Below are 18995 nucleotides of genomic sequence, written 5' to 3'. Positions count from 1 at the left end.
ATTCGCAATTGATGGTACAGAGTGGCCTACAATCGATCAAATAAATACGGATCATCGTTTGCCATTCATTCCATGCATATATCCCGGATCGATCTGAACCTGTTCGTGATCTTTGAAGCGGTCTATACCGAGCGCAGCGTCACCCGCGCCAGCCGCCGACTGAACCTGACGCAGCCGGCGATCAGCCATGCGCTCGGGCGGCTGCGCACGATGTTCAACGATCCGCTGTTCATACGGCAAGGCAAGCTGATGGTGTCCACACCCTTGGCGCGCAGCATCATCGACCCGGTGCGCGCCGCGCTGCGCGGCTTCGAAGGCACGCTGAACCGCAGCAATGGCTTCGAGCCCGACAGCACCGAGCGCAGTTTCACGCTCGGCCTGCGCGATGTGCTGGAAGCCACCGTGTTGCCGCCCCTGATGGCGCGCATCGCGCCGGCGGCGCCGCATGCGACCGTGGCCGCGGTGCAGATCGAGCGGCGCGAAATCGAGGCCGAGCTGCAGGCCGGCAGCCTGGATTGCGCAATCGATGTGCTGCTGCCTTTCGGGCCGGAAATCCGCCGTGCGCGCATCCTGGCCGACCGCACCCTGGTGGTGGCGCGGCGCGGGCATCCGGCGCTGCAGGGCGCGGTGGACCTGGATACGTATCTGCGCCAGGACCATGTGCTGGTCAGTTCGCGCCGCAAGGGCCCGGGCGTGGAGGATTTCGAGCTCAGCCGTCTCGGCCTGTCGCGCCGCGTGCGGCTGCGCTGCCAGCATTATTTCGCTGCCTGCCGCGTAGTCAGCCAGACCGACCTGGTCCTGACGATGCCCGAGCGCTATGCGCGCGTGGCCAACCAGCAGTTCGACAACCAGCTGCTGCCGCTGCCGCTGGCCATGCCGGCCTGGGATGTCTATCTGTACTGGCATGCCAACATGGAACAGGACCCGGCCAACCGCTGGCTGCGCGAGCAGATCACGGCGGCGGTGGCGAGCTGAAAAGGAAAATCCCTGCCGAAGACACGCTTCGGCAGGGATCGTAATTCCAGCCCGGTTGCCCAGTGCGGGAAACGGCAGCATGCCGGCTGACACTCCCTGGATGCAGGTCGTGCATTGCTGCAACGCCCGCGTTTTTGTATTGGTCCTACGACCAGCTGCCGTTGAGCAGCCCTTGTTGGGCCGTCTTCTCGTTGGGAAGCCCGTTCCGCGCAGCAAGTCCCGTACCAGAATGTATCCCTACGACAAGCCATTGATTCAGATCATGCTTTTCTGAAACGCCTATTCTCTTGTCAATTTTTCCGACGCCAAGCGGATCGTAATTGTGTCTTCGGAAAAGGAACAAACCCGGAATGGTTACACTCGTGCCGCCCGTAGCAACAGGAATTGTTTCCGTTTTTCAAGGCACAACCCTGCCATGCACACGCCGGCCGCGGCAATTCTGTTACACGTGCCAAGACAAGGCGCGTGACAGGCACTACCCGCCACGCGCTTTTCCGGTGTCAAATTTCCCGACAGCATCTCCTGCCCTATTTCTCCCCCTCCGGCCGGATCATGTCTTCCGGCCGCACCCACTGGTCGAACTGCTCGGCGTTCACATGGCCGAGCGCGATGGCGGTGTCGCGCAGCGTGGCGCCCTTCTTGTGCGCTTCCTTCGCGATCTGCGCCGCCTTGTCGTAGCCGATATGCGGCGCCAAGGCGGTCACCAGCATCAGAGAGCGTTCCATCAAATCGGCGATGCGCGGAGCATTCGCTTCGATGCCGCGGGCGCAATGTTCGTTGAAGCTTTCCATGCCATCGGCGAGCAGGCGCACGCTCTGCAGGAAGTTGTGAATGATCATCGGCTTGAACACATTCAGCTCGAAATTGCCGGAGGCGCCGCCGAAATTGATGGCGACATCGTTGCCGAACACCTGGCAGCACAGCATCGTCAGCGCTTCGCACTGGGTCGGATTGACCTTGCCCGGCATGATCGAGCTGCCGGGCTCGTTTTCGGGGATCGTGATTTCGCCGAGGCCGGAACGCGGTCCCGACGCCAGCCAGCGCACATCGTTGGCGATCTTCATCAGCGCCGCGGCCAGCGTTTTCAGCGCGCCGTGCGCCGCCACCAGTTCATCATGGGCCGCCAGCGCGGCGAACTTGTTTGGCGCGCTGATGAATTTCAGGCCGGTGCGCGCGGCCAGTTCCGCGGCCAGGCGCTCGCCGAATTGCGCATGCGTGTTGAGGCCGGTGCCAACTGCGGTGCCGCCGGCAGCAAGGCGCAACAGCGGGCTCATGGTGGCTTCGATCATCTGCGCAGCATGGTCGAGCTGGGCGACATAGCCGGAAAACTCCTGTCCCAGCGACAGCGGCGTCGCATCCTGCAAATGGGTGCGGCCGATCTTGATGATGCCGGCGAAGGCATCCGACTTCTGCTGCAGCGTGGCGCGCAGGCCGTCCAGCGCCGGCAGCAGCCGCTGCGCCAGCACGCCGGATGCGGCCACATGCATCGCGGTCGGGAAGATGTCATTGGAAGACTGGCCGCGGTTGACGTCGTCGTTCGGATGCACCCGCCGCTTTTCCCCGCGCTCGCCGCCGAGCAGCTCGGAGGCGCGGTTGGCCAATACCTCGTTCATGTTCATGTTGCTCTGGGTGCCGGAGCCGGTCTGCCACACCGACAGCGGAAATTCCTCGGGATGCTTGCCGGCGATGACTTCATCGGCCGCGGCGATCAGCGCATCCGCACGATCGCCCGGCAGCAGCGCCAGGTCGCGGTTGACCCGGGCAGCAGCACGCTTGACCTCGGCCAGCGCGGTGATCAGCTCGGGCGGCATGCGCTCCACCGAGATGTGGAAATGCTCGCGCGAGCGCTGCGTCTGCGCGCCCCACAGGCGTTCGGCGGGAACGTCGATCGGGCCGAATGTGTCGCGTTCGGTTCTGCTCTTCATGCGCTGCTCCTCGGTGCTGGTAAGGGGGACAGCGGTTTGGCCCCGGGCGCGCGGCCGAGTTCCACGCGCCGGCGCGCTGGAATACGCGCTATTGATCGGGCAGTTCACTCCAACCGATGCGCCTGACCCGAGGCGCGGCGGCCGGCGCCGACGGGTCCTGCACACCCTGGATGCCGCCGGCGCTGTCGGCCAGGAGCGTCGACGTGGTGCCGCCGGCAAGGCGCAGGGTTTCGATGCCGGTGAGCAGCGTGCTGTCCGACACTTTCCAGGCGACGATGCCCTTGCGCGCGCCGGGCGGCGCCAGGCCGGACGCGATGTCGAAGGCATAGCGCACCGATGCGCCGCCGGCGCTGCAGACGTCCGGCGTCGGAATATTCCCGGCCGCCTTCAGTACGCCGAGCTGCAGCTGCATGTCGATATCGATGCGCTCGCCGTTCGCGGCATCGTCGGTCTGCAAATCCACGTACCAGCCGGAATTCGTATTCCAGTTCACCACTTCGCCAGTGAGGCTGCGCGAGCCGTCGCTCTGCGCGGTAAGCCGACGCTGCGTCAACGCGCCGTTGTCGCGCACCCGGCCCAGGCCGCGCGCGCCGAGCGCATCCTTGATGACGTAGATGCTTTGCACGCTGCTGTCGGCGATGTCGGTCGCGCCGAGGTAGCGGCCGGTGCCGATGGCCACCAACGCCGCATCGGCGCCGCCGGCGCGCACCAGCGCCAGTTCCGGCCGGGTCGTGATCGGCTGCGTCGAAACGCCGCCGGCATTGCCCAGCTCGGCCAGCAGCACCGCTTCCTGGCCGGCCGGCGGCGTCAGGTCGTCGATATCGAAGCGCCAGACATTGCCGAGCAGATCGCCGCCGTAGTAGCGGCGCGCGGTGTTGTCGAAGGGATTGTCGACCCAGGCATTGAGCTGGCCCAGGCCGGACGGCGTGCTCCTGTCGCCGGCGCCAGTGGCGATCTTTGCCAGGCGAGTGCCGTCGGCGGCGCGCAGCAGGTACAGGAAGCCGCCGCCGCTGCCGGGCGCGACATTGTTGTAGCCCGAGGTCACCGCCACGGTCCAGGTGCCGTCGGCGCGCTTGGCGATGATGGGCTTGCCAAAGGACAGGCCGATGTCGAAATCATTGGTCGCCAGCAGGTTCCACAGCGCCGCCGGCGCCTCCGGGTCGGTGATGTCCAGCGCATAGTAGCCGCGGCCGCCGGCACCGAAGCCGCCGACCAGGATGGTGCGCCATTCCTCGGCCTTGCACGTCTCCTGCGGCGCTTTCGGACACACGTCGGCGGCCACCGGCGAGCCATCGACGAAGTAGCGGTGCTGCGCGCCGTAGTTGCGGTCGGCCAGCCGGAACAGTCCGGACAGTATCGCCGGCGGCACATAGGCCCAGGCTTCCGTGCCGGCATCGGTGCCGTCGGCGCGGAACGCATGCAGCATGCCATCGTTGGCGGCGACGTAGACCATCGCGCGCCGCTTGGCGCGCAGCGCGCGGAAGGCCGCGTAGTTCGCATCGGCGTAGGAAAACGATGGCGCGCCGACATACAGCGGCTGCGCATTGACGATGTCGCCCAGCACGTGTTCGCGCGGGCGGAACAGGCCGTTGGGCGTGCCGGCGGGCGTGGCATGGACGCTGCTGCCGCGCAGGTAGTTCACCAGGTTCTCGCCGCCGGCGGCGGCCTTCTGCTGCGCGTTCAGCTCGGCGCATTGCGACAGCCGTGACGCGCTGCACAGGCCGCTGAATGTGCGCTGCTCGGAGCCGTTCAGGGCGTTCCAGGCGAATGCCTTGAGCCGGTTTGCGGCATTGGCGTCCCAGGTGTAGATGGTGCGGCCGCCGCTTCTTGCCAGCGCATCGAGCCTGGCCTGGGCCGACCACAGCGGCTGCGTCGATACCTGCCCGGTTTGCGGATCGACGGTGCGCGCCTCGACTTCGCCATCCCAGAAGACGCTGCGGTAGCGCGCGGAAAAGACGAAGTTGTCGCCGGCCACCGGCTCGAGGTTGCTGGTGGCCGACGCGGCGGCGTTGCCGATGCGTTCGCGCATGCTGGCCAGGGCGCTCCTGAGCGCGGCGCCCAGGGTGTCGGCATTGCGGGCGTTGAAGTACACGCCGTAGCCGTTGACCGCCGCGTGCCACAAATCGTCGACCCGCTCCGGGCCGAAGCGGTCGGGCGCCGGCCAGTCCTTCGCGCCGCTGACGATGTCGGCAAAGTCGCCGGAAGCAGCAGTTGCATAGTCGTCGCGGTAGCGCAGCGTGCCGTCCACGCCCAGGCCGATGGTGAAGGTGGTCATGTGCTGGTGACTGGCCGGGTCCTTGGGCAGCGAAGGCACGTTGTTGGCGCAGACATCCCGGCCCAGCGCGCCGGTGCAATTGCCGAGCGCGGGGTCGCGCAGATCGGTGCCGTAGTAGTAGGCGGCCACGTCGGCCAGCGTGTTGGACGCGCCGCCGGCGCTGGAGGCCAGGCGCGAGAACGGCGTGGCGGTGAAGCTCATGCCGCCGCTGCCGTCGATGGCTGGCGTGAGCGCCGAGGCAATGGCGCCGTCGGCGGCGGTGATGGTGACGAGGTTGCCGCGCGCGCTCGCGGAAAAGCCTGGCGCGGCGATGCCCGCGGCGATGGCGGCGGCCACCGCGGCCGGGTCCGTGGACGCCGCCGTCGCCTGCGGCAGCAGCGCGACGGCGCCGGCGCGCACGGCGCCGACGACGGTGCTGCCCGAGCCGCCAACGCTGATGGTCGCGACCCAGACCGCGGGCCCGGGCGTGCCGTCGAAGCGCGGACGCGGCAGCCGCGCATCCTGATTGCCGACCTCCCTGCCGTCCAGGCCGAGCGGACCATAGGTGCCGTCCTCGTCCACGCCGAAGGACACGTTGCCGTTCCAGTAGCCGTCGGTGGCCAGAATCGCGAAGTTCTGCTGGCAGGAATACTGCACCGGGTCGTTATCGCCGCCGCCGAACTTGCCGGCATACAGGCGGCCGGCCTTGGACAGCGCGCCGCGCAGCGGCGTGCCGGACCCCGGAATCAGCTTGCCGTACAGCTTGTTGTACAGCGCGGTCTTCTGGGGCAGGTCGGCGTCGGCGATGCGCTGGAAATCGGGCTGCGCGCTGTCGGTGCCGGGGTAGCCGATCGTGGTGTAGCCAATGCGGAAATTGCTGTCGATGTCGCGGAAGGCCAGGCCGAGCGCGGTCTTGATCAGCATGATGCGGGTGCGGTAGTAGCTGTACCAGTTGGCGAAGTTTTGTCGTTCGTCGCTGCCCTCGGGACCGGAGCTTGCGCCGACGACGACCTTGCGCCAGTTGGCGGACCCGGATGCGCCCGTGTCGAAGGCATCGCTCTTGCAGTCGTCGGCATCGGAGCCGTCGCCAAGCCGGTCGGCGCGATTGCCCTTGTAGACGAAGTAATAAGCCGCCTCGGGCGCGTTTTTCACGCGCGTCGTTCCACCGTCGGTGCACTGGCCGCTGCCATCCCAGCAATCCGCGGCGCGGCCGGGCGGCGGCGCCAGAACACTGACCGCGGAGCGCCATGCCATGAAGCTCGTGGACAGATCCACCGCTTCCGATGCCTTCCTGTCGTAGCCGTCGTAATAGGCGGCGGTAAAGGGCGCAGCCGGAAAGGCGGTGCCGTCGGCGGCAATTGGCGGCGTGTAGCTGATCTTCGGGTCGTAATACAGCCGGTTGCACAGGGCACTGCGGTAGCCGACGGCATTGACATAGCCATTCGTCTTCACGCTGTCGCCGAGATAGCTCCATTGCATGCTGCCGGAATCGTCGAGCATGAACATCAGGTTCGGCTTGGCCCCGCTGGACGCGATCGGCGCCTGCGCGATGTCGGTGGTCGCCGCCGGGACTGGCGCGGTCGCAATGGCCAGCAGCATGCCGGCGCACAGGGGCGCGCGGAGGCGGGCTGGCACGCGAGCCCGGAGTTGAATCCAAAGGCAGGCACGGACACGGGCAAAAAGGCGCTGCATCGATGCGGTGATGCGCGAGCGCGCATGCGGAGCATTCCGGTATCGCATTCGTTCCTCGGTGATGGTCAATCCCTGTACGTGGCTCGAGCGCATGGCCGCTCAGTAGCGCACCAGCACATCGGTGATGCTGACGGTATGGCGCGGGCCGGCCGCGCGGGTGGTGATGCGGTAGTACACGGCCGGCTCCGCGGCGAAACGCTTGTCCGCGCCATAGCTGAAAGCGCCGCGGCTGCTGCTGCCATTGGCCACGTCGACATGGCAATCATTGGAGGCGGATTGCGGCGGCCCGGTGGTGCGGCACAGGCGTTGCACCAGGTAGCGCACGACATTGCCCGCCGCATCCGGCCCGATCGCGCCAGCGCTCTTGCGACATGGCTTGGCTCCGGCACAAGCGTCCTCATTCCAGTCAATTACCGTGTCTTCAGGCGCCAGGCTGGCGTAATAGCCATTGTCGGGCTGGTCGTTCTGCAAGTCCGAGGCCTTCTGCTTCTGCAGCCAGGCGATTGCCGCTTCGGTTCCGATATCGGCCGCGGCGATGGCCGCGCGTTTGAAGGCCAGGTTGCCGCTCAGGATCGTGCCGGCGTCGATCATGCGCATCAGCGCCGCCGCGCCCAGCATCATGATCACCAGTATCGCCAGCGCGGCGAACAGGGCAGCGCCACGTTGTCCTGCGCGCGCATTCATGGCAGGCCCCACAAGGGGTTGCGCAGCGCGATGACAGTGTCATAGACACGGTAGCGGTAGCACTGCCAGTCGGGCAGGTGCGTCAGGCTGATGCCTTGCGCGCCGAGCTTGCCATTGGCATCGGCCGCCTGCCATTGCGGCGTGTTGCCCGGGCCTGCGGATGTCGTAGTGGCCGTGGTGGTTGTGGTAGCAACCGTGGAGCTTGAAGCGCTTGCGCCGCCTGTCGCATTGCAGCTGCCGCGTTGCGTGCGGGCATTGCTGCGCGCCACGATGGCGAGACGGATCGCGCCTATGCGCTGCAGGTCGCCGGCGCCGCCGACGATGCCATCGCCGTCGGCATCCATCATTGCCGCGCTCCAGCGGTCCACCCTGAGGTCGCCGCGCGCGCCGGAACGCGTGTCGAAACCGTATTGCGCCTTCAGGCTGACGATGTCGGACGCGATCGGCATATCAACGCCGGTCTGGCCGGGCGCATCGGCGCGTCGCATCAGGCCGGCGTCGGTGACCGAGTAGGTAATCGTCTGCAGCCGCCCGAGATCGACAGCCAGCGCCGCCGCTGTATAGCCGCCGGCGGGAATGGTATCTGCGCTTGCATTCAGCGCGCTGCCATCAAGCGCCACGCGACTTGCGCGCTGCGCCGATTGCACGCTGCCGATGCGCACCAGGCTGCACGCCTTGCCGCTTTCCTGCAGCAGCACGATGTCGTCCGCGGCCATGCCCAGCGTCGTGGCGAGGGCGAGCTCGCCGCCGGCCGTGAGTCCGGCAACGAGTTGGGTCGGCGCCGCATGGCCGTCTCCTGCCACGAGAACAAGGCTGTCCGGAGCGCCCCCGCTGCCCTGGACGATGTGCACGGCCATCAACGGCTGCGCGGCCTGCCCGGCATTGAAGGCGACGGCACAGCCGGTGAAGCGCGCGTCGCTGATCCCCAGACCTGCCTCCTGTGCTTCCCTTTCGATGCGGAACAGCGCGGTGCCGGCCGCGGTTTGCGCATCCATGCCACCGCCCGAGACACGACGCTGCAGATCGAAGCTGAGAAAGGCTTCCGCCATCGCAACCAGGCCGAGCAAGGCAATCGCGGCGCCAACGAGCAATTCGATCATGGTGAAGCCGCGGCATGCGGCCGAATGCGCGCACGGGGCTTTCCCTCTGCTGTGAGGTTTTCTAAATGGGCATGCGCGTGGCGATGACATGCTTGTGCCCTTGGGTCTCGGCTGGCGCACGCCAGCGCAGGGTGATGACGATTGCGCCATCGGTATCGAAAGTGATGAGGGGCGGCAGCGCCCCGACGCCAGGAAGCGCGGCCTCGACTTCGCCGCGCCAGGCCTTGAAAGCATCGCCATCGGTCGCCCATTGCTTGCGCAGGTCGGCATCGTTGCTGCCGAGTCGGATCTGCGCCAGCGCCTTTCCGGCCAGCAGGCTGGCGTTGGCGCGGTAGTGCGCCTGCGACACTTGATCGACGGCCGTGGCCGAGACCAGCAGCAGCGAAACGATGCCGGCGGAAAACAGCGCGACCGCGATCAGGCTCTGCAGCAGCAGCGCGCCACGCTGTCTGCCGGCGCCGTGCCCGTGCCGCGTGCGCATCCTCAACCGCATCCGGTCACCTTGACGCTGCGCGACACCGTTGGATCGCACAGCCGGATCAATCCGCTCGCGCCGAGGATCACCGTGAGCCGCGACGATGGCGCAAGCGCGGCATTGCTGACATCGATGCGGCCACCGCTGCCGCTGACGAGATTGCCGAGTCCGTTGAACTCGACTTCGAACGGCAGGCCGCTGCCCGGCGTGAGCTCGACGCTGAAATTCACGGCGTTCGTTGCGTCCGTGGTGGCCGCGACCCTGGCATTGCGGCCGAGGTCGTCGCTGCCGCGCGCAGCGATCGTTGCCGGGCAAGCGGCGGTCGCGGTTTTGCATCCGACCACCCATTCAACCAGGCCGTTTGCATTCTTCAGTGTGAACAAGACTGCGCGATTGCGGCGCACCGCCTCGCCGCGCGCCAGTTGCAGCCCGGTCTGCACCGACTCGGCGGCGGCGCGTATCTGCATTTCCTGGATCCAGCGGGTGAACGACGGGGTGCCTACGAGCAGCAGGCAGGACATCACGATGAGCCCGACCAGCATTTCCACCAGCGTCAGGCCATGCGCGATGTGGCTCTTCAGCATCCGCCCCCCTTGCTGAGAACCCAGCATCCTGTCTGCAGGCTGCCCCAGCCGGACGGCAGGCCGGTGGTGGCGCGATTGCCGTTGTGGTCGATGGTGTAGACGAAGCCGGACATGTTGCCCGTCGTGCCAGTCGCGGTGATGAGGTAGCCCTGGTTGCTGGAACCGGCGCCCCAGTTGCAGGAAAAGCTGAAATACAGGCCGCTGGGAGTAGGAACACCGCAAGCGGTGGCGGTGGAGCCGTAGTTGAGGTTGTCCTGGTAATACTGCTCGAGCGCGATGCGCATCGCCGCCAGCTTTCCAGTGGCTTCAGCAATGCGACCGCGTCTGAGGTAGTCCGTATAGCTGGGCCATGCGATCGCCGACAGAATTGCCACGATCGTCACGACGGTCAGCATCTCGATCAAGGTAAAGCCCGCCGATGCATCCCGGTACATGGTTCGATTCCGCTAACGCCGTTGAGTTAGCCATCCATCGCGCTCATGGCGACCTGACGGAAGGCCCGGAGGGAAAAGCCCGTGGAAGTCCCCGACTTTTCCAAACAGCGGAGAGTGCAGAAATGCGCCGGCAAGCGCAGCGATTATTAAATGTAAAGCCGGCTAATTAACATTTCCCAATAATGCCGGGGGTGACCTTTCCCTGCCGGGATGGCGGCGCTCAGACGGTCAAGGCGCAATGCTGGACGTCTTCGAGATTGATCTGCAGCGTGGTGTGATGAATCGAAAACTGGTGCTCGAGTTCGCGCGCGGCATCGTTGAGAAAGGCATCGCCCGGATAGCCGCCCGGCATGCGCAGATGCGCGGTGAGAGCCGTTTCCGTAGTGCTCATGCCCCAAACATGCAGATCGTGCACCGAGGCCACGCCGGGAAGCGAGGCGAGATAGGCTTCCACTTCGTCGAGGGCGATGTGCGGCGGCACGGCATTGAGGGACAGCCGCAGTGCATCGCGCAGCAGGCCGAAGGTGCCGGCAAGGATGACGGCGAGGATCAGCAGCGACAGCAGCGGGTCGATCCAGAACCAGCCGGTGTACAGCATCAGCAAGCCGCTGGCGACCACGGCCAGCGACACCAGCGCATCGAAAGCCATGTGCAGGAAGGCACTGCGCACGTTCAGATCGCCCTTGCTGCCGGACATGAACAGCCATGCGGAAAAGCCGTTGATCACGATGCCGATCGCTGCAACCACGGACACCGTCGTTCCGGCGACCGGCTCCGGATGCAGGAAGCGCTGCGCCGCTTCAAGCGCGATGCCGCCGCAGGCCACCAGCAGCAGCATCGCATTGCCGAGCGCGGCGAGGATGGAGCTGCTGCGCAAGCCGTAGGTATAGCGCCCGGCCGGCTGCTTCTTCGCCAGCAGCGCCGCAGCCCAGGACAGGCCAAGGCCGAGCACATCGGAAAGATTGTGGCCGGCATCGGCCATCAGCGCGGTGGAATGCGCGATGAAGCCATAGAAGAATTCGATGGCGACGAACGCGGTATTGAGAAGAATCGCGAAGACAAAAGCGCGATTGTGATCGGCGGGGGCGGCGTGATGATGATGGGCGCCGTGGCCATGGTGATCGTGATGATGGTGGCCAGCAGCCATGTATGCCTTCCTTTGTATGACGGTTCAGCCCTTGCCCGCTGTTTCATCCCGCTCGGGAAGCAGGCAGGCCGAGACGATTTGCAGATCGTTGTCGCGGGCGAAATTGAGCACGAAATGATACGCCAGCGGCTCGACTTCGCGCAGTTGTTCATTTACTACCACCGACTTGATGCCGTTGAGCAGGGTGGGCCGCACATAGGGCGAATACTGCAGGTGCGCATGGCGCCCGCCCGAACCTTCCGGACGGAAACAGGACATGACGCCGCACAGGCGTTCGGCCCAGTCACTTGGGCGGAAGGTGCGGCCGCTGCTGGTAATTCCCTGGATGATGAATTCGTTGGCCGGCGCGGCGGGGGTCTTTGCGGAATCTGCCATGGCGTGTGCGGTTTCTTGGAAGGACAGGCTTGAGGCGGGCTGGCGCCGGGTTGCGGCGCCTGACTGCAAGATATCTTAGGTATTATATCTTATAGAAGACTTGTCCCGAAATCGTCCTTCACGATGTGAAACGCCGCTCGGCGATGGACGGTATTCAGCCGAGCCAGACCGCCAGGGACAGCAGCAAAAGCAGCAGCATCCACAGCAGCAGCGCACGCCAGACCAGGCCGACGGTGCTCTGCAATGCGCGTCCGGTCGGCTCTTCACCGGGCAGCACTTCCGCTTCGATGCCACCAGCGTCCATCAGCGCATCGGCCAGCACCAGCTTGCTGGCATTCTCGACCGGCGTGCCCAGGCGCACGCCCATGGCGCCGCCGCCGGCGGACAGGATGATGCCGGTGGTCTCGTTCTGCCAGCGGTGCGCAAAGTTGCGCCAGGCATAGATTGCATCCTCGAAGTTGCCGACCACGGCGAACGCAGCCGCGGTCAACCGCGCCGGCACCCAGTCGATCCAGTAATACGCAGTCGTGGCGAAGCGGCCGAAGGCTTCGCTGCGCATGTGCTCGGGCTCGTTCCAGGCGCGCGCCAGGTATTCGGCCACGCGGTAGAACACTGCGCCTGCCGGACCAAAGGGCATCAGGAACCAGAAGAACACGCCAAACACATGCCGGTGGCTGGTAACGAGCGCCTTTTCCACCGCCAGACGCGCGATGTCGTTCTGGTCCATGCCGGAGGTGTCCTGGCGCGTCCATTCGGCCAGCAGGCGGCGCGCGGTGTCGGTGTCGCCGGCGTTGAGCGCGTACTGGATCGAGGTGAAGTAATGGCTGTAATGGCGAAAGCCGAGGGTGAGATAGACGATCAGGATGTTCCAGGCAAAGGCGAGGAAGGGACTCACGCGCTGGCATAGCCAATAGATCAGCGCGGTCGGTATCGCCAGGCTGCCCACCGCGACCAGCCAGCCGAGCCTGCCGTGTTCGACCTGCCCGGCGTTGAACCAGGATTCGATACGCACCGCATACGCCTTGATCGCGCCATAGACCGGATTGTCAGCGCGCAGCGGCTTGAGCTGCTCGATCAGCAAGGCGAAAAGTATCGACAGAAAAGTCATGGCGGGCCTGGAGTGAAATGAGCCGCTACGATAGCGCAGCGGCAGTGGGGAATCAAACCGCTCTCCCCGCGGCGAAACGGCTTACGCGCGCAGGAAGTGAAACAGGTTGCGCAGCATGGCGGCGGTCGCTCCCCAGATGAAGAAACGGTCATAAGGCATGGCGTAGAAACTGCGACGACCGCCGCCCGGCACCGGGATGCTGCGGCGCTCGTGGTTCATGCCATCCATCAGGAAACCCAGCGGCACTTCGAAAATCTCGGCGACTTCGAAAGGGTCGGCGCGCAGATCGAATGGCGGATGCACCAGGCCAACCACCGGCGTGATGCGGTAGCCGCTGCCGGTGAAATGCTCGGGCAGCGTGCCCAGCACTTCGACGCAGCCTCGATCCAGGCCGATCTCTTCCTCGCTTTCGCGCAGCGCGGTGTCGATCGGCGTCGCATCCTCGTCTTCGGCCCGTCCGCCCGGCAGGCTGACCTGCCCGGCGTGGTCGGTCAGATGCGCGGTGCGCTGCGTGAGCAGCATCGTGATGCCTTGCGGGCGTTGCACCAGCGGCATCAGTACCGAGGCCGGCGTCGGATTGCCATCGCGCACCTTCAACAGGCGCTCTTCGACGGTTTCCGGCGACCATCGCGGCGGATGCGCGAAGCGCTCGCGCAGCCAGTGGGGCGTCAGGCGCTCCTCGAGCACGGCGGCCTCGCCGGCGAGCGAGTCGATGGGAAGCGTCAGCGGATCGAAGTGCAATTTGGTCAAGGCGGATTTCCTGGCCCGGCGCGTGATTCGGCATGCCGGCGCGATGTCTGTAGTGAACGATGAAAGCGATATGGCGACGCTTTGCGATGAAAAAAGGGCACCGCGAAGGTGCCCTTTTCTTGCGACATCGAGACTGCGCGGATTACGCGCTGGCCTTCTTGTCGGCGCGGCGGGTCGGCAGCTTTTCCTTGATGCGAGCCGATTTGCCCGAACGCTCGCGCAGGTAGTACAGCTTGGCGCGACGCACGTCGCCGCGACGCTTGACTTCGATCGACGCGATCAGCGGCGAGTACAGCTGGAAGGTACGCTCGACGCCTTCGCCCGAGGAAATCTTGCGGACGATGAAGTTCGAGTTCAGGCCACGGTTGCGGCGGGAGATCACGACGCCTTCATACGCCTGGGCGCGCTTGCGGGTGCCTTCGACGACGTTGACGCTGACGACGACGGTGTCGCCCGGGCCAAATTCAGGGATGGTGCGATTGAGGCGAGCGATTTCTTCCTGCTCGAGTTGCTGGATCAGATCCATGTTTTGCTCCTGGAACCATCTTGCCGGCGCAATCGCCCGGTAGAGGATGGGGTTTTACAAAGGACGGCCACCATGGCCGTCCGCTCTTGTTGTCAGCCCTGCAACGACAGGCTGTTCAATACCTTTTCATCGGCGCGGCTCAACAGGCCGGCAGCACGCGCCTTTTCAATCAGATCGGGCCGCTTCTTCGCGGTGGCACGCAAGGCTTGTTCGCGCCGCCACTTCAGGATTTCCGCATGGTGTCCGCCAAGCAGCACCGGGGGCACCGACTCGCCCTCGTAGACTTCCGGGCGGGTGTAATGCGGATAATCGAGCAAGCCGTTGACAAAACTGTCTTCGACCGCGGACGCATCGTCATGCAGCACGCCGGGCAACTGGCGGATTACCGCATCCATCAGCGCCATCGCCGGCAGTTCGCCGCCCGACAGCACGAAGTCGCCGAGGCTGATTTCCTCGTCGACGCAGCGGTCCAGCAGACGCTGGTCCACCGCCTCGTAGCGGCCACACAGCAGCACCAGGCCAGGCTCGGTTGCAAGCGACATCACCTTCGCATGATCCAGCGCCCTGCCCTGCGGCGACAGGTAAATCACGCGCGGCGCTGCCAATGACAGCGCCTGCTGCCTTGCCTTCGCCTGCAGGATTGCTTCCTCGAGCGGCCTGGCCAGCATGACCATGCCGGGGCCGCCGCCATAGGGCCGGTCGTCCACGGTACGGTAGTTGTCGACCGTGAAATCGCGCGGATTCCACAATGCGACGCCACACCTGCCCTGCTCGAACGCACGCCGGGTAATGCCTGATCCGGTGATTGCCGCGAACATCTCGGGAAAGAGCGTCACGATATCGAATTGCATGCGCCGCTCCTTGCCGATACGTCTTGCAGCCGGTGGTAATTCTGAAATCTAGTAATCCGCTTCCCAGTCGACCGTGATCCGGCGCTCGGCCTGATCGACGGTTTTCACGAATTGATCGACGAAGGGAATCAGCATTTCCGGACGCGGCTTGCCATCTTCGGCGGCCGGTGGCGCGACTCGAAGAATCGGGTGCGCGCCATTGTCCATCATGTCGGCGACGGTGCCGAGCGCTACGCCGCTCTCATTGACCACCGCCAGGCCGATCAGATCGACCCAGTAGAACTCATCATCATCCAGCGCCGGGAAGTGGCTGCGCCGCACCTGCACCGTCGCGCCTTTCAGCGCTTCGGCCGCGTCGCGGCCGGCAACGCCGACCAGGCGGGCGACGACTTCATCGCCATGCACCTTGGCCTGCATCACATCGACATCGCGCAGCTCCGGCTTGTCGAGCCACCAGGTCTTGGTGGTCAGCAAAGCCTCGGCTTCAGGCGAATACGGACGGATGCGCACCCATCCCTGCACGCCGAACGCGCCGGACACATATCCCAGCAATACCAGATCCTCTGGAACAGTCATGTCCAAGCGTTGAATTCAGTGGGGGATTAAGCAGCGACAGCGGCCTTCTTGGCAGCTTCGCCGACGACGCGGGCAGCGGTCGGGGACAGCTGGGCGCCAACACCTTGCCAGTAAGCCAGGCGGTCCTGCGCAATGCGCACGCCTTCTTCCTTGGCGGAAGCGACCGGATTGTAGAAGCCGATGCGCTCGATGAAGCGGCCATCACGGCGATTACGGGAATCGGTCACGACGATGTTGTAAAACGGGCGCTTCTTGGCGCCACCACGAGCTAGACGAATAACGACCATAATATTTCCAAAAATTGTTCGGGCGGAAAAAACCGTGGATTATAGCGTCTTTTATCCGGCAGGGCATGAAATTTTGCGTCTACCCGCGCTATGGGGGAATTGCCCGTCACGGCGCGATGCCTCACACTGACGGGCCGCAACATTGTCCGGATTGCCATGCACAAGAACAAGACGCTCGCCACCCTCCTCGCCCTGCTGTTCGGCGCCATCGGTTTGCACCGCTTTTATCTGTACGGACGGCGCGACGCATGGGGCTGGCTGCATGCCGCCACGCTGCCGCTGTCGGCGCTGCTGGTGATAAGCCGGCCAGATGCGCAAACGTTCTTCACCGCCGCGCCATTGATCGTTTCCGCACTTGTCGGCTGCCTCGAGGCCTTGATCATCGGCCTGACCGCGGACGAAAAATGGGATGCGCGGCATAACCCGGGGTCACCGCGCCATTCGAAAAGCGGCTGGTTCCTGGTCCTGCTGCTGGTGCTGTCACTGGGCGTCGGCGCGACCGGACTCATCGCCGCGATGGCGCGCACCTTCGATCTGCTCTTTACTGGCGGCGCCTACGGCTGAATGCTCGTGATGGGGCCGTCAGCCCAAACAAAGTCTCCCCTCCACGTCGCCGTCACTGTTCACCTTGTCATGCCTTCAGCGCCTTCGCGCCCCATAACGCGCCGGCATGGACACACAACAAAAAAGCCGGCCGGGACGGAGCCCGACCGGCCTGCATTGCCCAGTGAAACGCGCTTACGCCTTGACCGCCGGCTCGGCGTTGCGCAAGCGGATGTGCAATTCGCGCAGCTGCTTTTCGTCGACTTCCGAAGGCGCCTGTGTCAGCAGATCCTGCGCGCGCTGGGTCTTCGGGAAAGCGATCACATCGCGGATCGATTCGGCGCCGGCCATCATCGTCACCAGGCGGTCCAGGCCGAAGGCCAGGCCGCCGTGTGGCGGCGCGCCGTATTGCAGCGCGTCGAGCAGGAAGCCGAACTTGGCCTGCGCTTCTTCTGCCTCGATCTTCAACGCGCGGAACACCTTGCTCTGCACATCGGCGCGATGGATACGCACCGAGCCGCCGCCCAGTTCCCAGCCGTTCAGCACCATGTCGTAGGCCTGCGCCAGCGCGCGGCCCGGATCGGTGGCAATGAAGTCTTCATGGCCGGCCTTGGGCGCGGTGAACGGGTGATGCAGCGCAACCCAGCGGTCGTCGCCCTCGTCGTACTCGAACATCGGGAAATCGACGACCCACAGCGGCCGCCAGTCGTCCTCGAACAGGCCGTTCTTGCGGCCGAAGTCGCTGTGGCCGATCTTCACGCGCAGCGCGCCGATGGCATCGTTGACGATCTTGGCCTTGTCGGCGCCGAAGAAGATCAGGTCGCCGTCCTCAGCGCCGGTGCGCTCGATGATCTGCGTGAGCGCCGTGTCGTTGATGTTCTTGACGATAGGCGACTGCAGGCCATCACGGCCGCGCGCCTTTTCATTGACCTTGATATAGGCCAGGCCCTTGGCGCCGTAAATCGCGACGAACTGGGTGTAGGCATCGATCTCGGAGCGCGGCATCGCGCCGCCGCCCGGCACGCGCAGCGCGACCACGCGGCCGCCCTGCATGTTGGCCGCGGCGGAGAAGACCTTGAAGTCCACGTCCTTCATCACGTCGGTCAGCTCGGTGAACTGCAGCTTCACGCGCATGTCCGGCTTGTCCGAGCCGTACATGCCCATCGCGGTGGCGAAGTCCATCACCGGGAACGGATTCGGCAGCTCGACGCCGAGCACGTTGGTGAACACCAGGCGGATCATGTTCTCGAACAGATCGCGGATGTCCTGCTCTTTCATGAACGAGGTTTCGCAATCGATCTGCGTGAATTCCGGCTGGCGGTCGGCGCGCAGGTCTTCGTCACGGAAGCACTTGGTGATCTGGTAGTAGCGATCGAAGTTGGCCACCATCAGCAATTGCTTGAACAGCTGCGGCGACTGCGGCAGCGCGAAGAAGTGGCCCGGGTTCACCCGCGACGGCACTAGGTAGTCGCGCGCGCCTTCGGGCGTGGACTTGGTCAGCATCGGGGTTTCGATGTCGATGAAGCCGTTGGCGTCGAGGAACTTGCGCACTTCCATCGTGACGCGGTAGCGCAGGCGCAGGTTGTTCTGCATCTGCGGGCGGCGCAGGTCGAGCACGCGGTGGGTCAGGCGCGTGGTTTCCGAGAGATTGTCGTCGTCGAGCTGGAACGGCGGCGTCACCGACGCGTTCAGCACTTCGATTTCATGGCACAGCACTTCGACCTTGCCCGAGGTCAGGTTCGCATTGGTCGTGCCTTCCGGGCGGTTGCGCACCACGCCGGTGATGCGCAGGCAGTACTCATTGCGCACCGACTCGGCGGTCTTGAAGACTTCCGGACGGTCCGGATCGCACACCACCTGCACCAGGCCCTCGCGGTCGCGCAGGTCGATGAAGATCACGCCGCCGTGATCGCGCCGGCGGTGCACCCAGCCGCACAGGCTCACGGTTTGGCCGAGGAGAGCCTCGGTGACGAGACCGCAGTAGTCAGTTCGCATAGAAGACATAGTGAATTTCCAGTTTCAGATAGCTTGCTTGTCGCCGGCTTATCAAGCTTCGAGCTTGGCCGGATCGATGATCAGTTTCTTGTCGAAATGTTCGGGCGCGACCACGCCCATGGACACGATGTACTTCAGCGCCTCGTCCACGTTCATATCGAGCTCGATGGTGTCGGACTTCGGCGCCATCAGGAAAAATCCCGAGGTCGGGTTCGGCGTGGTCGGCACATACAGGCTGACATAGTCGCCCTGCAAATGGTTGCGCACATCGCCGCCGGGCGTGCCGGTCAGGAAAGCAATGGTCCAGCATCCCTTGCGCGGATACTCGACCAGCAGTGCCTTGCGGAAGGCATTGCCTGACGAGGAAAACAGGGTGTCCGACACCTGCTTGACGCTCGAGTAGATTGAACGCACCACTGGTATGCGGGCGAGCAAGGCTTCCCACGCCCAGACCACGCGCTTGCCGATGAAATTGCGCGTTGCCAGGCCGACGAGAAAGATGAAGACCAGCGTCAGGATCGCGCCCATGCCAGGGACGTTGACCCCGAACAGCGCCGCGGGTCGCCAGCGCTCGGGCAGCAGCAGCAGCGACTGGTCCATGGTGCTGATGATCAGGTTCAGCACCCACAGCGTGATCGCCAGGGGCACCAGCACCAGCAGTCCGGTAACGAAATATTTGCGCATGATGGCTCGCAGTGAGCGCGGCGGCCGGCG

The 18995-nt window shown here is 65.0% G+C and carries 19 protein-coding genes; 2 read left to right on the top strand and 17 right to left on the bottom strand.

The genetic code is table 11. The annotated features are described in order from the left end of the window. Window positions 1–72: 72 nt before the first annotated feature. Entirely contained in the window at window positions 73–975 is a 903-nt protein-coding gene (locus tag JJB74_RS09405; RefSeq protein WP_200591591.1) for a LysR family transcriptional regulator, read from the top strand. 527 nt (window positions 976–1502) lie between these two features. Here JJB74_RS09405 and fumC read toward each other — a convergent pair. From fumC to rpsP, 15 genes are all read right to left on the bottom strand, one after another. Further along, window positions 1503–2900, bottom strand: coding sequence for a class II fumarate hydratase (gene fumC / locus JJB74_RS09400; RefSeq protein WP_200591590.1), 1398 nt, complete (start codon window positions 2898–2900; stop codon window positions 1503–1505). Window positions 2901–2988: 88 nt separating this feature from the next. Next, on the bottom strand, window positions 2989–6789 hold the full coding sequence (locus JJB74_RS33905; protein WP_200591589.1) for a pilus assembly protein: 3801 nt from the start codon (window positions 6787–6789) through the stop codon (window positions 2989–2991). 156 nt (window positions 6790–6945) lie between these two features. Next, on the bottom strand, window positions 6946–7530 hold the full coding sequence (locus tag JJB74_RS09390) for a pilus assembly PilX family protein (RefSeq protein WP_200591588.1): 585 nt from the start codon (window positions 7528–7530) through the stop codon (window positions 6946–6948). Next, window positions 7527–8720 (bottom strand): PilW family protein, encoded by a 1194-nt coding sequence (locus JJB74_RS09385; protein ID WP_267913148.1) that lies wholly within the window; start codon window positions 8718–8720, stop codon window positions 7527–7529. Before JJB74_RS09385 ends, JJB74_RS09390 begins: the two co-directional genes overlap by 4 nt. Beyond that, the gene (locus JJB74_RS09380) at window positions 8692–9123 is read right to left on the bottom strand and encodes a type IV pilus modification PilV family protein (protein WP_200591587.1); all 432 of its coding nucleotides are present in this window, start codon (window positions 9121–9123) and stop codon (window positions 8692–8694) included. Before JJB74_RS09380 ends, JJB74_RS09385 begins: the two co-directional genes overlap by 29 nt. After that, a complete protein-coding gene (locus JJB74_RS09375) occupies window positions 9114–9689 on the bottom strand; it encodes a GspH/FimT family pseudopilin (protein WP_200591586.1) in 576 nt (191 codons plus the stop codon). Before JJB74_RS09375 ends, JJB74_RS09380 begins: the two co-directional genes overlap by 10 nt. Continuing rightward, the gene (locus tag JJB74_RS09370; protein ID WP_200591585.1) at window positions 9683–10123 is read right to left on the bottom strand and encodes a type IV pilin protein; all 441 of its coding nucleotides are present in this window, start codon (window positions 10121–10123) and stop codon (window positions 9683–9685) included. The genes JJB74_RS09375 and JJB74_RS09370 overlap by 7 nt, the downstream gene beginning before the upstream one ends. A 220-nt stretch (window positions 10124–10343) precedes the next feature. Then, a complete protein-coding gene (locus JJB74_RS09365; protein ID WP_200591584.1) occupies window positions 10344–11270 on the bottom strand; it encodes a cation diffusion facilitator family transporter in 927 nt (308 codons plus the stop codon). Between the two features lie 24 nt (window positions 11271–11294). Next, window positions 11295–11645, bottom strand: a complete 351-nt coding sequence (locus JJB74_RS09360; protein ID WP_200591583.1) for a DUF3579 domain-containing protein — start codon at window positions 11643–11645, stop codon at window positions 11295–11297. A gap of 154 nt (window positions 11646–11799) precedes the next feature. Next, window positions 11800–12753, bottom strand: a complete 954-nt coding sequence (locus tag JJB74_RS09355; protein ID WP_200591582.1) for a CobD/CbiB family protein — start codon at window positions 12751–12753, stop codon at window positions 11800–11802. Window positions 12754–12834: 81 nt separating this feature from the next. Beyond that, entirely contained in the window at window positions 12835–13503 is a 669-nt protein-coding gene (locus JJB74_RS09350) for a CoA pyrophosphatase (protein ID WP_200591581.1), read from the bottom strand. Window positions 13504–13645: 142 nt separating this feature from the next. Beyond that, window positions 13646–14029, bottom strand: a complete 384-nt coding sequence (rplS, locus tag JJB74_RS09345; protein ID WP_200591580.1) for a 50S ribosomal protein L19 — start codon at window positions 14027–14029, stop codon at window positions 13646–13648. Window positions 14030–14121: 92 nt separating this feature from the next. Beyond that, entirely contained in the window at window positions 14122–14880 is a 759-nt protein-coding gene (trmD, locus tag JJB74_RS09340) for a tRNA (guanosine(37)-N1)-methyltransferase TrmD (RefSeq protein WP_200591579.1), read from the bottom strand. Window positions 14881–14928: 48 nt separating this feature from the next. Continuing rightward, window positions 14929–15456 carry a ribosome maturation factor RimM gene (gene rimM / locus JJB74_RS09335; protein WP_200591578.1) on the bottom strand — a complete coding sequence of 176 codons (528 nt, stop codon included), beginning with the start codon at window positions 15454–15456 and terminating at the stop codon, window positions 14929–14931. A gap of 26 nt (window positions 15457–15482) precedes the next feature. Continuing rightward, complete coding sequence (gene rpsP, locus JJB74_RS09330; protein WP_200591577.1) at window positions 15483–15743, bottom strand: 30S ribosomal protein S16; 261 nt, start codon at window positions 15741–15743, stop codon at window positions 15483–15485. A 156-nt stretch (window positions 15744–15899) separates the two neighbouring features. Between rpsP and JJB74_RS09325 the strand changes: the two genes are divergently transcribed. After that, entirely contained in the window at window positions 15900–16307 is a 408-nt protein-coding gene (locus tag JJB74_RS09325) for an NINE protein (protein WP_200591576.1), read from the top strand. 174 nt (window positions 16308–16481) lie between these two features. Here the strand turns inward: JJB74_RS09325 and aspS are convergent, their stop codons facing one another. Together aspS and JJB74_RS09315 are read right to left on the bottom strand one after the other, a co-directional pair. Beyond that, a complete protein-coding gene (gene aspS, locus JJB74_RS09320; RefSeq protein WP_200591901.1) occupies window positions 16482–18281 on the bottom strand; it encodes an aspartate--tRNA ligase in 1800 nt (599 codons plus the stop codon). A 51-nt stretch (window positions 18282–18332) separates the two neighbouring features. After that, a complete protein-coding gene (locus tag JJB74_RS09315) occupies window positions 18333–18965 on the bottom strand; it encodes a DUF502 domain-containing protein (RefSeq protein WP_200591575.1) in 633 nt (210 codons plus the stop codon). Between the last annotated feature and the right edge of the window lie 30 nt (window positions 18966–18995).

Source organism: Noviherbaspirillum pedocola, assembly GCF_016632335.1.
Classification (GTDB): domain Bacteria; phylum Pseudomonadota; class Gammaproteobacteria; order Burkholderiales; family Burkholderiaceae_D; genus Noviherbaspirillum_A; species Noviherbaspirillum_A pedocola.
Note: the sequence above shows the minus strand (reverse complement) of the source record. Positions and strands in the feature narration are given on the sequence as shown.

What these genes read in the sequence shown, in the direction of transcription:
- JJB74_RS09405 (WP_200591591.1), top strand. Translation starts at nt 73, where the DNA reads ATGCATATATCCCGGATCGATCTGAACCTGTTCGTGATCTTTGAAGCG.
- fumC (WP_200591590.1), bottom strand. Translation starts at nt 2,900, where the DNA reads ATGAAGAGCAGAACCGAACGCGACACATTCGGCCCGATCGACGTTCCC.
- JJB74_RS09390 (WP_200591588.1), bottom strand. Translation starts at nt 7,530, where the DNA reads ATGAATGCGCGCGCAGGACAACGTGGCGCTGCCCTGTTCGCCGCGCTG.
- JJB74_RS09385 (WP_267913148.1), bottom strand. Translation starts at nt 8,720, where the DNA reads ATGTCATCGCCACGCGCATGCCCATTTAGAAAACCTCACAGCAGAGGG.
- JJB74_RS09380 (WP_200591587.1), bottom strand. Translation starts at nt 9,123, where the DNA reads ATGCGGTTGAGGATGCGCACGCGGCACGGGCACGGCGCCGGCAGACAG.
- JJB74_RS09375 (WP_200591586.1), bottom strand. Translation starts at nt 9,689, where the DNA reads ATGCTGAAGAGCCACATCGCGCATGGCCTGACGCTGGTGGAAATGCTG.
- JJB74_RS09370 (WP_200591585.1), bottom strand. Translation starts at nt 10,123, where the DNA reads ATGTACCGGGATGCATCGGCGGGCTTTACCTTGATCGAGATGCTGACC.
- JJB74_RS09365 (WP_200591584.1), bottom strand. Translation starts at nt 11,270, where the DNA reads ATGGCTGCTGGCCACCATCATCACGATCACCATGGCCACGGCGCCCAT.
- JJB74_RS09360 (WP_200591583.1), bottom strand. Translation starts at nt 11,645, where the DNA reads ATGGCAGATTCCGCAAAGACCCCCGCCGCGCCGGCCAACGAATTCATC.
- JJB74_RS09355 (WP_200591582.1), bottom strand. Translation starts at nt 12,753, where the DNA reads ATGACTTTTCTGTCGATACTTTTCGCCTTGCTGATCGAGCAGCTCAAG.
- rplS (WP_200591580.1), bottom strand. Translation starts at nt 14,029, where the DNA reads ATGGATCTGATCCAGCAACTCGAGCAGGAAGAAATCGCTCGCCTCAAT.
- trmD (WP_200591579.1), bottom strand. Translation starts at nt 14,880, where the DNA reads ATGCAATTCGATATCGTGACGCTCTTTCCCGAGATGTTCGCGGCAATC.
- rimM (WP_200591578.1), bottom strand. Translation starts at nt 15,456, where the DNA reads ATGACTGTTCCAGAGGATCTGGTATTGCTGGGATATGTGTCCGGCGCG.
- rpsP (WP_200591577.1), bottom strand. Translation starts at nt 15,743, where the DNA reads ATGGTCGTTATTCGTCTAGCTCGTGGTGGCGCCAAGAAGCGCCCGTTT.
- JJB74_RS09325 (WP_200591576.1), top strand. Translation starts at nt 15,900, where the DNA reads ATGCACAAGAACAAGACGCTCGCCACCCTCCTCGCCCTGCTGTTCGGC.
- aspS (WP_200591901.1), bottom strand. Translation starts at nt 18,281, where the DNA reads ATGCGAACTGACTACTGCGGTCTCGTCACCGAGGCTCTCCTCGGCCAA.
- JJB74_RS09315 (WP_200591575.1), bottom strand. Translation starts at nt 18,965, where the DNA reads ATGCGCAAATATTTCGTTACCGGACTGCTGGTGCTGGTGCCCCTGGCG.